The organism is Halostella salina (assembly GCF_003675855.1).
Taxonomy (GTDB): Archaea; Halobacteriota; Halobacteria; order Halobacteriales; family Natronoarchaeaceae; genus Halostella; species Halostella salina.
Map to the genome: position 1 here is coordinate 1 of NZ_RCIH01000006.1, position 13706 is coordinate 13706.

Consider the following 13706-nt stretch of genomic DNA (forward strand, 5'->3'; position numbering starts at 1 on the left):
CTTTCGTGAAGTAAAACGACGAACCTCTTCGTTCTCAAACTGTTTCAGCAACGCCGACGCAGACACCGCCAACAACTGGCTCAGAGCGTTCAGCTTCGCATGGAATCAGCTTATCTGAACACTACCGCTGACGGGGACCCGACGCTATTACGGATCCGCGCAGGTCCACAGCCCGGTGTCGTTCTCGCGGGCGCGTTCCTCCGCCGCGGCGTAGTCGTCCCGGTCGGCGAACGTCGTGTCGTAGAGCCGGGCGTACCCCTGCTCGACCAGCGCCCGGTTGAACCGCCCGCCGTCGTAGTCGACGTAGGCGAGCAGGCGTCCGTAGCCGCCCCGGCGGTCCGCTTCGTCGTCGAACACGAGCGTCACCTCCTCGCCCGCCAGCTCGGAGCGCGCGAACGCCGACGAGCGGTTCCCCCACTCCCGCAGGCAGGCTCGCCCGGCCTCGGTGTCCGGGACGCCCTCGTACTCGGCCGGGTCGTTCTCGACGTGGACCTCGGGCGTGTCGACGCCGAGCAGGCGCACCGTCTCCCGGGTTCCGTTGGGGTACGCCACCTCGACGGTGTCGCCGTCGGTCACCTCGACGACGGTCACCTCGATCCGTTCGGTCGTCCGGCTTCCGTCGTCCGTGATCGCCCCGAGACAGCCGGCGAGGGCGAGGACGAGCAGACACGCCGCGAGCGCGCGTCGCATGCCGGGTGCCTGCGCGCGGGGCCACAAGGGCGTTCCGGTGACACCTGCTGTCGGACGACGGTCCGATGGCTGGCGGTCGTCGGCCGACCGCGCTTCCCGACGTACGACCACCCCCGGCTCAGTCCGCCGAGGACAACGCCGCGGTGGCGGCGGGGTACAGTTCCACGACCCCGCGTTTCGACGGCGCGCTGACGAGCGTCACGGCCTCGTCCTCGCGCTCGACGTAGTAGTTGGCGGCGAAGGGACCGTCGTCGATGACCCACCGCCCGTCGCGGCGCTCTGCGCCGTGGTATGCGAGCAGCTTCTCGTACCCGTCGACGAACTCCGTGGCGTTGGCGACGTCGTCCCACCGGATCCGCCAGACGTAGCCCGTCCTGTCGCCGTTCTCGTAGGCGTACAGGCGGTCGTTGCCCCAGCCGTTCGAGTAGTTGATGTCGTAGTCGAGTCGCTGGCTGCCGTTTTCGGACCGGACGAACGCCGCCCGGTCGATCACCGCGCCGTCGCGGTCGTCGTACAGCGTGTACGCGAACATGGTGGCGAGGCCGCGCTCGCCGAGCGTCGTCGACTGCGACCCGGCGGCCCCCCCGACGCGCTCCCAGTCGGCGGTGCTCCGGTCGGGGAGGGAGAGCGGGATCGGTTCCTCGGTGCCGCCGTGGATCACCGCCGCAGTACTCGTCGGCGGGTCGGCGTACAGGTCGGAGACGCCTTCCCAGCCGGCCCGCTCGCGGACGGATTCGACGTACGCCTGTCCCTCGGCGTACGGGAAGTAGGAGTGGATGTACAGCCCCATGTGGATGCCGGCGGTCGACGCGTTGCCGTCCCCGCCGTCGTCGCGTGGCCGGAGGCAGTCCCACTCGGCCTCGCAGCGGGCGGCGTACCGCTCGTCGACGAGGTTCGCGTCGCCCTCGATCAGCGACAGGAGCGCGGCCACGCGGTCGTCGGACGCGGTCGGGGGGATCCGGGGTTCGACCGCGTTGCCGTAGCGGAACTGGTAGGCGTGGTACAGCTCCTGTGCGAGCGTTATCTCGTCGACCCGGGGCTGCTCACTGTCGGAGACGAGCACGATCCGGTCGTCGCGGATGTCGTAGTAGCCAAGCACCGCGGACGCCCGGTTCTCCTGGGCCACGTCCGCGGCGTCCGCGTCGTCGCCCACGAGAAACAGCGCGCGGTTCCGGACGTTCGCGAACGCCCCGCCGCCCGTGCCCGTCGCGGCGGTGTCGTTGCGGTACTCGGCCCGGCTGATGACGCTGACGGGCACATCGCTGTCGAACTCCACCCCGCGGACGCGCTCGACCCGGGCCATCGACCGCGCCACGACGGCGTCGAGCTCCGCGTCGGTCAGGCCGTCGCTCGCGTTCACTGACAGCGTGTCGTTGTACCAGTAGCCGTCCTCCCAGCCCTGCACGTCCTCGGTTCGGTCGGACGCGGCGGCCGTCGTCCCGTTCGGTTCGCCGTCGGTCGGGGCAGGCTCCCCGTCTGTCGGCTGGGCCTGCGCGGCCGTCGTCGCGGTTCGGTCGGCTCCGGGCGTTGCCGGTGCCGTACACCCGGCGAGAACCAGCAGCGCGACAAGCACGAGCGGGCGGAGGGAACGCATTCGTCCGCTCTAGCGGCTCCGGTCGCAAAAATGGTCGGCCCGCCGAGCGGTCAGTCGTCCGATTCGAATTCTGCGGGCGGGACCGGCGTTGCGGCCGCCCGGCGGTCCGCCAGTTTCGCCTCGGCCCACTCGACGACACGGTCGTCGTCGGACTCCAGCAGCGCCCGCGGTTCGCCGTCCGCGTCGACGCCGATCTGAACGCGCTCCCCGTCGAACACCCCGAGGAAGTAGGGGACCGGCTCGTCGGTGACGCGGACGTCGTACCGGTCCAGTTCGATGAGTTCGGCGGCTTTCGGCCGGTACGCCGGCGACTGCATCGTCTCCAGCGCCGCCGATTCGAGCAGCATGTCGACGGTCGCCCCGTCCTCGACGACGCGCTCGTGGACGGTCTCGTGGGCGTGGAGGCCGACCAGCGGCAGCATCCCGCGGAACCGGTCGCAGTCGGCGATCGCCGCCACGTGACGGTTGATCATCGCGTAGGGGTCCCCCTCCTCGGGCGTGTGGAGGTCGGCCTCCGTCAGCCACCGCGGGTTCACGTCGAACTCCTCCGCCGGCAGCCACCTGAGGAACGGGTCGAGCCTGGCGATCGTTGCGGCCGTCCGCTCGAACTGCCGGTACTCGCGGACGAGGAGCCGGCCGGCCGCCGTGAGGTCGTACCCGTCACCGGCGCGTGCGACCAGCCCTTCGGCTTCCAGCTCGCGGACGGCCCGGTCGACCGTCGACCGGGAAACCCCAAGCTGGGATTCCAGCTCCCGCTTCCCCTTCGGATCCTCCCGGAGCGAGTCGAGCACGTCGCCCCGGCCGTCGAGGACCGAGAGGAAGCGGGTCGGGTCGGTGTCCGGATCCATCGTTCTGCTATTGCCCGGGACCGAGCGATGTTAAAGCTGACCGTGCGCGGCGGTCCGTCGGCCCAGCGGCGGGTCGAGACCCGCGGTTGGCGGGACCGTAGGAGGGGAATACTTATTCGGACCCGAGGCGTAGTGACTGGCCCTATGGTCCCGGAGTACGACTACTGGCTGTTCGACCTCGACGGGACGCTCGTCGACGTCGAGTCGGCCTACCGCCACGAGACCCTCTCCGAGGTCGAGGACCGCCTCGGTCTCTCCTTTACCGACGACGAGCGCTACCTCGTCTGGCACGGGACGGACGACCACCGGTCCGCGCTCCTGCCGGACGGCCTCTCGATCCGGTCGTTCTGGGAGACGTTCGACGAGGTGGATGACCCCGTCGCCCGCGCCGAGGCGACGTACCTCTACGACGACGCCACACGGGTCGCGGAGGTCGACGCGCCCTCGGGGATCGTCACCCACTGCCCCCAGCCCGTCGCCGACGTGGTGTTCGACACCCTCGACATCCGCGACTGGTTCGAGACGATCGTCTGCTGCTCGGAGGAGGTCGGCTGGAAGCCCGACCCCGCGCCGGTCGACCGAGCGAAACGGGAGATGCAGGTTGCACACAACGGCCACCGCGGCGCGCTTGCGGGCGACGCCCCCTGCGACGTGGGCGCGGCGTGGAACGCCGGTCTCGACGGGATCCACGTCGAGCGCCACGACCCAGACCTCCAGGGGCGGTGCGTGCTGGGTGACTACCGCGTCTCGTCGTTCGCGGAGCTGTAGCCGGGCAGGTCCGCGGCGAGTTCCGGAACGCCCGACAGCGCCTCGCGTAGCTCCGCCACCCCTGCCTTCTCCGCCCGGTCCGGGTTCCCGTGCACGCGCACCGTCTGCTCGCCGACCGGGACGAAGCCGAGCCCGAGCGTCGCCGCGGTCGCCCGGAGCCCCACGCCCGCGTCGGCCTGCCCGGCCGCGACCTTCCGGGCGGGACTCTCGACCGCGCGGACCGCCAGGTCGAAGCCGTCGATGGCATCGACGAGGTCCCGCCGGTCGACGCCGCGCTCGTCGGCCAGCGCCGCGACCGCGTTCCCGAGGCTGGTCCGCAGCCCGGAGTCGGTCGTCCGGTTGACGAGCCGCAGGTCGCGGTCGACCAGGTCGGCGACCCCCTCGACCCCCTCGGGGTTCCCCGCCGGCACGACCAGCCCCCACTCGCGGGTCCATTCGCCGAGCGAGGCGGCGTCCACGTCGCGCTCGACCGGCCCCGCGGTCACGGCCACGTCCGGCGTCCCGTCGCGCAGACGGCGCAGGCCCCCCCGGCTCCCGACCGAGAGGTACCGGGGGTTCGCCACGCCGTCGAGCAGGCGCGACAGGAGCGGGTCGTCCTCGCCGACGCCGAACAGCGACGGCGGCCGGACCTCGGGCGAGAACAGTTCGACGGTGACGCTTTCGTCCGCTGCGAGGTAGTCCGTGTCGGGGTCGACCGCGACGACGCCGTCGGCCTCCACGAGGCTGGTCGTCGCGCCGCTGCCCTTGTCGACGGGGTAGACGAGCGTCCCCCCGTCGCCGTCCGTGACGAGGCCGACCGGCATGTACCGCAGGCGGCCCTCCGCGTACCGCTCCTGCCGGGCCATTCGGCCCTCGACCGTCGCCGTCCGCGGTTCGGGGAGGCCGGCCGCCTCGCGGACCGCCGGCGCGACGAACGTCCGGAAGATGGTGAGCGCGGAGACGGGGTAGCCCGGCAGGCCGACGTAGGCCGAACCCTCCATCCGTCCGACCAGCATCGGCTTCCCCGGCTTGACCGCGACGCCGTGGAGCAACAGCTCGCCGCGGTCCTCGACCACGTCGTACACCACGTCGACGGCGCTGGCGCTCGTCGACCCCGACGACAGCACCAGGTCGCACTCCTCGGCGGCGGTCGTAAGCACCCGCTCCATCTCCGCCCGGTCGTCGCCGGCGTGCGGGTAGGTGACGGCCTCGCCGCCGGCCTCCTCGACGGCGCTGGCGACGGCGTAGGAGTTCACGTCGTGGATCTGGCCGCGTTCGCTGTGCAACTCCTCGCCCGGGCGCACCAGCTCGTCGCCCGTCGAGACGATGCCGACCCGCGGCTTGCCCCGAACGGGCACCTCGCCGACGCCCAGCGCCGACAGCAGGCCGATCTCGCGGGCCGTGAGGCGGGTGCCGGGGCCGAGCGCGCGCTCGCCGGCTGCCACGTCCGCCCCCGCGAGCATCACATTGTCGCCGGGCGCGACCGAGGTGCGGACGAGCACTTCCCCATCTTCCTCGCTCGCGGCCTCGCCGCTCGCGCCGTCCGTCGAGCGTGGCTCGACGCGGTCAGTTTGCTCCATCATCACCATCGCGTCCGCCCCGGGGGGCATCACCGCGCCGGTCGAGATCTCCACGGCCTCGCCGTCGCCCACCTCCACGGTCGGCTCCTCGCCGGCGTGGACCGCGCCGACCAGGTCGAGGCGCGCGGGGTCGGCCTCGTCCGCGCCGAACGTGTCCCGGGCGCGGAGCGCGTAGCCGTCCAGCGACGCGCGGTCGAACCCCGGCACGTCGAGGCCGGCGTCGACCCGCTCGGCGAGGACGCGACCGCCGGCATCGTCGATGGGGACCGACTCGGGGTCCGGGGCCAGGTCCAGCGACGCGATCGCCTCGCGGGCCTCGGCGGGCGGCGCGAGGTCGCGGAACTCCTTGCGCTCCGTCACGCGAACCCCTCCGTGGTGAGGGTGATGTCGTCAGTCGCAGTCCCGCAGGGGAAGCGTCTGACGGAAGTCATGCCGACCACTCCCAGTCCTGCACGGCGACGGTCTCGCCGGCGGCGACGCCCTCGCTGTCGTCCGGGATCTCGACCCAGCCGTCGGCCAGCGCGACGCTGGAGAGGACGCCCGCCCCGCTCGCTCGGGTCGGGACGGCGACGCGCTCGCCGTCCTCGTCCGTCAGCCGGACCCGGGCGAACGTCCGGGTGCCCGGCTCGCTCGGGACCTTCCGGTCGAGCCGCGCCTCGACGGTCGGGGGGTCCCGGAGCGGCATGTTGCCCGCCCACTTCAGCGCCGGCCGGAGGAACTGCACGGCGTTGACGATGCAGGCGACGGGGTAGCCCGGGAGCATCAGCACGGGGGTGTCCGCGACGACGCCGAGCGCGACGGGATGGCCGGGCTTCACCGCGACGCCGTGGACCAGCACCTCCCCGAGGTCGTCGACGACTTCCGGGATCAGGTCGCGCTCGCCGACGGAGGAGCCGCCGGTCGTGACCACGAGGTCCTTCGTCAGGTCGCGCTGGACCGCCGCGCGCAGGGCCTCCCGGTCGTCCGTCACGACGTTGCGGTACGTGGCGCGGCCGCCCCAGCGCTCGACGTACCGGGAGGCCGTCAGCCCGTTCGTCTCGACCACCTCGCCGGGGGCGGGGTCGCGCTGGACGAGTTCCTCGCCGGTCGGGACCACGCCGACGGTCGGCCGGTCGTAGACGGCCACCTCGTCGACGCCGACGGACTTCAGCATGCCCAGGTCGGACGGCCGGAGCCGGTGGCCCGGCTCGTACAGCGTCTCGCCCTCGCTCACGTCCTCGCCGACCGGCGCGACGTTCTCGCCCTCGGCCACCGCGTCGAACACTTCGAGGTCGTCGCCGACCTGCTCGACCCGTTCGACCATGACGACGGCGTCGGCACCGTCGGGCAGTTCGCTCCCGGTGTGGACGCGCGTCGCCCGCTCCGGCCCCACCGCGTCGCCGGCCCGGAGCAGCGCCGGGGAGCGGTCGCTCGCGCCGAAGGTGTCGGCGGCACGCACCGCGTAGCCGTCCATCGCCGCCCGCCGGTAGTGGGGCACCGGGCGCTCGGCCGTCACGCGCTCGGCGACGACCCGCCCGTCGGCCGCCGTCAGCGGGACCTGCTCGGTGCGGTCGGTCCCAGCGACGGCGTCCCGGAGGGTCGCCCGTGCCTCGTCGAGCCGGGTGCGGTCCTTGAACCCGGCCTCGGTGAGATCGCTCATACCTGCCCCTTCGGGTCGGTGCGGGAAAAGCTACGGCGGTCAGGGGCGGTAGCGCCACAGCGCCAGCGCGGCGACGGCCAGCCCCACCGCGACGGCGGCGACGGTCCCGCCGGGGACGAGCGACCGGTTCCCGTCGTCCGCCGTCCCCGTGGTCTCGCTTGCGTCGCTACCGGCGGTTTCCGAGGCCGCATCGGTGCCCGCCGTCGCGTCAGTTCCCTCGGCCGCGGTGGTCGTCCCGCCGTCCGTCCCGTTCGGTGACGCCGGCGGCGTCTCGACCGCGCAGTCGCCGGCCAGCAGCGTCGCGGAGCCGCTGACGCCGGTCGTGTTCTCGTGTGGCGCGCCGACCAGCGCGTCCAGCGTCCCGTCGCCCGTCGCGTTCGCCGCGAGGCCGACGCGGTAGCCGGAGAGGTCACCCCCGCTCTCGCCGGTCAGCACCCGCGCGGGGTCCCCGTCGGCCGGGACGAGGTACGTCGCCCCCGCGTTCCCGTCGGCGTACGGCGCGCCGACGAGCAGGTCGACCTGTCCGTCGCAGGTCAGGTCGCCGGCGGTCGCGTCCCAGCCGGCGCGCTCGCCCGGCCCCCCGACGAAGGCGGGGTCGACCGCCGAGAGGTCGGCGTCCGCGGGCGGCACGACGTACACGGCCCCCGAGTCGCTCCCGTTCGCGCTCGCGGTCGGCGCGCCGACGACCACGGCGGCCGAGCCGTTCCGGTCGGCGAGCGCGACGGTCGAGCCGGCCCTGTCGCCCGGTTCGGCCCCGACGATCGTCGCGTCAGCGTCCGCGAGCGAGACGGGGCCGGTTCGGTCGGCGGCGACGCCGTACACCGCGCCGGCCGACGACGGCCCCACGTCCCGCGCGCCGACGAACAGCTCCGCCGTCCCGTCGCCGTCCGCGTCGCCGCCGGCGACGTCCCAGCCGGCGCGCCCGCCCTCGGCCGCCCCGACGAGCGCCAGATCCGCGTCGGCCGTGGTACCGTCCGCGGGGAGGTCGGCGAAGTAGTAGGCTGCGCCGGCGTCCGTCGCGCCGGTGTCGCTCCGCGGCGCGCCGACGATCAGGCCCGCGCCGCCGTCAGCGCCCCCGCCGTCGCCGCCGTTCTCGACCGGCGCGACCGAGAGCCCGAACTGCTCGTCGCCCTGCCCGGCGATCACGGCGTCGGCGTCGGCGGGCGTGAGCGTCCCCGACAGCGACGGCCCGCCGTAGAACACGTACACGCACCCCGGGCCACGGAGCGGGGCGCTCACGACCAGGTCGTCGACGCCGTCGCCGTTCAGGTCCGCCAGTGCAACGTCGTAGCCGGTCCACTCGCCGCCGTCGGCCCCCGTGACCGTCACGTCGGCGTCGTCGGTGCCGTACTCGCCGCGCTCGACGGGGCCGTAGAAGAGGTACGCGGCCCCGGCGTTGCCGCCCGCCCCGTCGGCGAAGGGCTGGCCGACCGCCACGTCGCCGGTCCCGTCGCCGTCCGCGTCGCCGCCGGCGACGGACTCGCCGACGGCCGGGCCGCCGCTCACGGTCGCGTGTGGCGAGAGCGCCGTGTCGTTCCCGCTCTCGTTCGCCTCTTGCGCGCCGACCGCCGCCGGGGCCGCCGCTGCGCCGGCCACGGCGACCAGCAGGGCGGCGAGCGCGCCGACCGCCGCTGTGGCCGTTCGTGCGTGCATCGTCCCGAGCAATCCCGCGCCGCCGCTTTGTTATCGGCCGGACAAGCGGCGGTAAGGAGCGTTTACCGGCCCCGCTGTGGGGCCCAACGCTTACCGTCCGGGCGTCGGAACCGGGTGCCATGCCCGCCGGCCTCTCGTTCCTGACGCACCTGTCCGCCGGTCTCGCCCTCGTCGGCGTCGTGCTCCTGCTCGACGCCGGCCGCCACGGACTGCGTGCCTACCGCGTCCACGCGAACGAGCCGATCCCCGTCGGCTCGGCCGCCGACGAGCACGGGACGGTCGAGGTGGAGGGAACCGCGGAGCGCCACGAGCGGTCGCTGGTCGCGCCGTTCTCCGGCGAGGAGTGTCTCGTCTGCGAGTACGAGGTGCTTGAACTGCAGTCCTCGGGCCAGTCGAGTAGCTGGAACAGCATCAAGCAGGGCGGCGGCTCCGTCCCCTTCGCCGTCTCGGACGGCACGGGCCGCCTGCTGGTCGAACCGGCGGGGGCGACGCTGGCGCTCGACGAGCACGTCACCCGCGTCGACGGCGGCGACCGGCCGCCCGAGCGGATCGCCCGCTGGATCGAGGAGACGCCCGACGTCGACTCCGAGGAGAAGACGTGGGACCTCCGGGTGATCGAACTGAAGGCCGGCAACGACCGCAAGTACGTCGAGCGCCGCGTCGACCCCGGCGACGCGGTTCACGTCTACGGAACGGGTGAGTACCGGTCCTGGTCCAACGCCGCGGGGGCGGTCAACGCCGTCGTCCGGGACGGCTCCGCGCCGCTGTTCCGGATCACGGACGGTGACGAGCGCGCGGCGGTGCGGAGCCTCGCGACCCCGGCGCTCTACCGGGTCGTCGGCGCGGCGCTCGCGCTCGCGGTGGCGCTGGTCCTGCTTCCGGCGCTGTAGGCCGACCGCGGGCTTTTTCGCCCCTGAATCCTTATCCGCATCCATGTCAGCGCTGCGTGATTCCCTGCGCGACCTGCCCGACGCCGTGTTCGCTGACCTCCTGGAGAGCGACGACGCGTACCTGCTCGTCGTCGACCTGCCCGGGGTCACGGCGGACACCGTCGACGTGGCCGTCGACGGGGCGAGATTACGGATCGAGGCGCGGCGCGAGAAGGATATCCCCACAGAGTACCGCTACCACACGGAGGAACGGTCCCTGTTTCTCGACGCCGACCTGCCGCTGCCGCCGGACGCCACCGACGACGGCGCGGCGGCGACGGTCGACCGCGGCGTGCTCGAACTCCGACTGCCCAAGCGGGGCACCGGTGCCACCGAGGCGACGATCGAGATCACCGAGGCGTAGCGCGGGGTGGTGAGCCTGGTCAACCTTCGGGCGTACTGGCGGTTTATCGTCGTCGCGCGCCAGTTCCTGCCCCTGCTCGTCGCGTACGCTCGGGACCGCCGCCGCTTCCTGTTTTTCGGCGGCCGTCGCCGGGTCGACGCCGAGACGCGTCGCCGCCGCGCGAACCGCCTGCTTGACTCGCTGCTCACCCTCGGGCCCACGTTCATCAAGCTCGGCCAGCTGCTGTCGACCCGCCCCGACATCCTCCCCCCGGAGTACATCGAGATCCTCTCACAGCTACAGGACGAGGTGCCGCCGGCGGACTGGGACCGGGCGCGGGTCGTGATCGAGGAGGAGCTGGGCCCCGTCGACGAGGCGTTCGACGACTTCGACCGCGAGCCGATAAGCGGCGCGAGCCTCGGACAGGTGTACACCGCGAAGGTCGACGACGACCCGGTCGCGGTGAAGGTCCGGCGGCCCGACATCGAGTCGCTGGTCGAGGCCGACCTGCAGGTGCTCCGCTGGTCGCTGCCGATCCTCCTCTTTTTCATCGACGACTCCCGGTCGTTCTCGCTGGAGAACCTCGCCGACGAGTTCGCCAAGACGATCCGGGAGGAGATGGACTACGAGCGCGAGGCGGAGATGCTCCGGGAGATCCGCGGCAACTTCGCCGACGACGACAGCATCGTCATCCCGCCGGTCGTCGAGAGCCGGTCCGGCCCGCGCGTGCTGACGATGGAGTACCGGCCGGGGACGAAGATAAACGACCTGGACGAACTGGAAGCGCGGGACATCGACCGCACTGAACTCGCCGAGAACCTCCAGCGGGCGTACCTCCAGATGATCATCGAGGACGGCGTGTTCCACGCCGACCCCCACCCCGGCAACCTCGCGGTGACCGACCAGGGGCAGATCATCTTCTACGACTTCGGGATGAGCGGCCGCGTCGACGACTACATTCAGGAGAAGATCGTCGACTTCTACATCGCCGTCGCCAACCAGGACATCGACGGCATTCTCGACGCTCTCGTCGAGATCGGCACGCTGTCGCCCGAGGCCGACCGGCAGGTGATGGGCGAGGTGATGGAACTGGCCATCCAGGACGTGCGCGGCGACGACATCGAGCAGTACCGCGTCCAGCAGATCGTCGGCCAGATCGAGGACTCCATCTACGAGTTCCCGTTCCGCCTGCCGAAGAACCTCGCGCTGGTGCTCCGGGTCGCGACGGTCGTCGAGGGCGTCTGCGTGACGCTGGACCCCGAGTTCGACTTCATCGCCATCGCCACCGACTACCTCACCGAGCAGGGCTACCGCGAGGAGAGCATCCGGCAGTTCCTCGAGGGCGCGAGCGACCAGGTCCAGGAGTCGGTGCAGTCGACGGTGCGGTCCCCGCCGAAGATAGAGCGCGCGCTGGACCGGATCGACCGCGAGAACTTCCACGTCCGGGCCGGCTTCGAGGACGACGAGGGCGTGTTCGACAAACTCGCCAAGCGGCTCATCTACGGCCTGTTGCTGACCGCCGGCGTGCTCTCGACCGCGCTGCTGTACTCCTTCGCGACGGTCCAGTCGACGGCTGTGGCGGCGGGGTTCTCCCTGATTATGGCTGTCCTGCTGTACCGGTCCTTCCGCTCCCGGAAGGGGCTCCGAGCGACGCCGCAGTTCACCCGGCAGAACCTGAAACAGCAACAGCGCGGGAGCGAAGGCGACTGACCCGGCCGACCTTCGCACGCGAACCCCGCCGCCTAAGACCGATCCGACCGACCACCCCGCCATGGAGATCGCGGAGTTCGGACTGGAGCGCTGGTTCGCGGAGCACGAACACGAGGCCGACATCATGCTCGCCGAGAGCGGGATCCGCAGTCTCGACGCCGACCGGTTCGACACCGACCCGGGGGAACTTGGCTACGTCATCCCCACGAACGGCGACCCCGACCTCCGGGCGGAGGTGGCCGACCGCTACGGCAGAGACGCCGACGAGGTGCTGTTCACCTGCGGCGCGCAGGAGGCGAACTTCCTCGCATTCCTCTCGCTGCTCGACGAGGGCGACCACGCCGTCGTCGTCACGCCGACGTATCAGGCGCTCCACAGCGTCCCCGAGGCGCTCTGTGACGTGACGCGCGTCCCGCTGTCGCCGCCGGACTGGGAACTCGATCCGGACGCCGTGGCCGACGCCATCCGGCCCGAGACCGAGGTGGTCGTCGTCAACAACCCGAACAACCCGACGGGGCGCTACCACCCCGAGGCGACGGTCCGGGCGCTGTACGACATCGCGGCCGACGCGGACGCGTATCTGCTCTGCGACGAGGTGTACCGGCAGCTGGCCGAGGATCCGCTCCCGCCCGTCGCCAGCATGGGGCCGCGGGGGATCAGCACGTCGAGCGTGACGAAGGCCCACGGGCTCGCCGGCCTTCGCTTTGGCTGGGCGGTGCTGCCCGAGGAACTGGTCGAAACGGCGTGGAACTGGAAGGATTACACCACCATCTCGCCCTCCACGTTCGGCCAGCACGTCGCCCGACAGGCGCTCGGCGAGCAGGAATCGGAGATCCTCCGCGAGAACCGCGACCACGCCGCGCGGAACCGGGAGCGGGTCGCGGCGTTCGCCGACGACTACGGCCTCGACTGGCACGACCCCGTCGGCGTCAACGGGTTCCTGACGACCCCCGACGGGTTCGACGACGCCCGGGACTTCTGTACCGCAGTCGTCGAGACGGAGAGCGTCGTGCTCGCGCCCGGCGACCTGTTCGGTTACCCCGACCGCTTCCGGATCGGGTTCGGACTGCCGGCGGACGAACTTGACGAGGGACTCGACCGCGTCGGCCGGTGTATCGCCCGGCACGCGTAACCGGCTCCCGGTCGGGGACAGCGCCGGGCGGTCCGTCGGTCGCGGTCACACCCATGAGACGCGGTACGTACAGCGTCCGCCGCCGTCGCTCCGGCACCCGTCGCCGACTTCCTCGACGGTCACGAAACTGTCCGTGAACTTCTCGGCGACGCCCCGGAGCAGTCCCTGATCGAACTCGCAGGGGTACGGGTTCTCACAGGCCATCACTCCCTCGTCGCCGTCTCCCCGTTCGAACTCGTAGAAACCGACATCCCCACCGCGGTGGTTCTGCTGGTACGCCTCGCCGATCGAGTGCAGTGCCTCCTCGACGCCGTCGATGTCAGGCGGGAACTCGACGTGTTCGGGGATATGTTTCCCCATGTTCTGCATGCTGCTCTCCCCGTAGTCGTCGCGGAGTTCGTACAGCATGTCGAGGGGGATCTGTATCGGGTACCACCCGTCCGGGTCTATCTCCTCGACGCCGTAGCTGGCGAGTTTGTGCTCGGTCTGTTTGCCCATGAACTCGGTGACGGACTCGCTCGCGGCGACGTGTGACATCGGGATGCGACCGATCGCCTCGGCCCCGTCGAGGTCGCCCTCGAACCCGGTCCGGTCGGCCACCGTCGGGAGGTCCACGTCGGAATCCGGCTCGTCGCCACCGAGCCCGACGGCTCGCTTGATCCTGTTACCCGCCCCGGATATTGAATGACCGAACACCATCGTGGGAAGAAACACACACACATACGAGTAAAATGGCTTATGGCCACGCACACGGGGCCGAGCGGTTTCGGGTGCTCGGCGGCTCCGGGCGAGGGTGGCCAGCGCAGCCACCGGAACGCGTTCGCCGTCGCCGGGGTCGATC

Annotated in this window: 12 protein-coding genes and 1 pseudogene; 6 read left to right on the plus strand and 7 right to left on the minus strand. The window is 71.9% G+C overall.

Annotated features, from left to right (window positions below; translation table 11 throughout):
- Positions 1-118, plus strand: a pseudogene (locus tag D8896_RS12175) (IS6 family transposase); the annotation flags it as partial.
- Positions 119-147: 29 nt separating this feature from the next.
- Here D8896_RS12175 and D8896_RS12180 read toward each other — a convergent pair.
- From D8896_RS12180 to D8896_RS12190, 3 genes are all read right to left on the minus strand, one after another.
- Positions 148-690, minus strand: coding sequence for a thermonuclease family protein (locus D8896_RS12180; RefSeq protein WP_121822383.1), 543 nt, complete (start codon positions 688-690; stop codon positions 148-150).
- A 118-nt stretch (positions 691-808) separates the two neighbouring features.
- Positions 809-2284, minus strand: coding sequence for an Hvo_1808 family surface protein (locus tag D8896_RS12185; RefSeq protein WP_121822384.1), 1476 nt, complete (start codon positions 2282-2284; stop codon positions 809-811).
- Positions 2285-2334: 50 nt separating this feature from the next.
- Positions 2335-3132, minus strand: coding sequence for a helix-turn-helix transcriptional regulator (locus D8896_RS12190; protein ID WP_121822385.1), 798 nt, complete (start codon positions 3130-3132; stop codon positions 2335-2337).
- Between the two features lie 144 nt (positions 3133-3276).
- Here D8896_RS12190 and D8896_RS12195 point away from each other — a divergent pair, with 144 nt between their 5' ends.
- Entirely contained in the window at positions 3277-3900 is a 624-nt protein-coding gene (locus D8896_RS12195) for an HAD family hydrolase (RefSeq protein ID WP_121822386.1), read from the plus strand.
- Here the strand turns inward: D8896_RS12195 and D8896_RS12200 are convergent.
- From D8896_RS12200 to D8896_RS12210, 3 genes are all read right to left on the minus strand, one after another.
- Positions 3870-5819, minus strand: coding sequence for a molybdopterin biosynthesis protein (locus D8896_RS12200; protein ID WP_121822387.1), 1950 nt, complete (start codon positions 5817-5819; stop codon positions 3870-3872). The two genes, D8896_RS12195 and D8896_RS12200, sit on opposite strands and share 31 nt — an antisense overlap.
- Before the next feature lie 67 nt (positions 5820-5886).
- A complete protein-coding gene (locus D8896_RS12205; protein ID WP_121822388.1) occupies positions 5887-7098 on the minus strand; it encodes a molybdopterin molybdotransferase MoeA in 1212 nt (403 codons plus the stop codon).
- Between the two features lie 39 nt (positions 7099-7137).
- On the minus strand, positions 7138-8751 hold the full coding sequence (locus D8896_RS12210; RefSeq protein WP_121822389.1) for an FG-GAP repeat protein: 1614 nt from the start codon (positions 8749-8751) through the stop codon (positions 7138-7140).
- Positions 8752-8870: 119 nt separating this feature from the next.
- On the opposite strand from D8896_RS12210, the gene D8896_RS12215 reads away from it, so the two are divergent.
- The 4 genes from D8896_RS12215 to D8896_RS12230 all read left to right on the plus strand — a co-directional run bounded on the left by D8896_RS12215 (position 8871) and on the right by D8896_RS12230 (position 12865).
- Entirely contained in the window at positions 8871-9641 is a 771-nt protein-coding gene (locus tag D8896_RS12215) for a hypothetical protein (RefSeq protein WP_121822390.1), read from the plus strand.
- A 43-nt stretch (positions 9642-9684) separates the two neighbouring features.
- Complete coding sequence (locus D8896_RS12220; RefSeq protein ID WP_121822391.1) at positions 9685-10044, plus strand: Hsp20/alpha crystallin family protein; 360 nt, start codon at positions 9685-9687, stop codon at positions 10042-10044.
- A gap of 6 nt (positions 10045-10050) precedes the next feature.
- Positions 10051-11733 carry an ABC1 kinase family protein gene (locus tag D8896_RS12225; protein WP_121822392.1) on the plus strand — a complete coding sequence of 561 codons (1683 nt, stop codon included), beginning with the start codon at positions 10051-10053 and terminating at the stop codon, positions 11731-11733.
- 61 nt (positions 11734-11794) lie between these two features.
- On the plus strand, positions 11795-12865 hold the full coding sequence (locus D8896_RS12230) for an aminotransferase class I/II-fold pyridoxal phosphate-dependent enzyme (RefSeq protein ID WP_121822393.1): 1071 nt from the start codon (positions 11795-11797) through the stop codon (positions 12863-12865).
- Positions 12866-12910: 45 nt separating this feature from the next.
- On the opposite strand, the gene D8896_RS12235 is transcribed toward D8896_RS12230, so the two are convergent.
- Positions 12911-13564, minus strand: a complete 654-nt coding sequence (locus tag D8896_RS12235; RefSeq protein ID WP_205596821.1) for a hypothetical protein — start codon at positions 13562-13564, stop codon at positions 12911-12913.
- Positions 13565-13706: the final 142 nt, after the last annotated feature.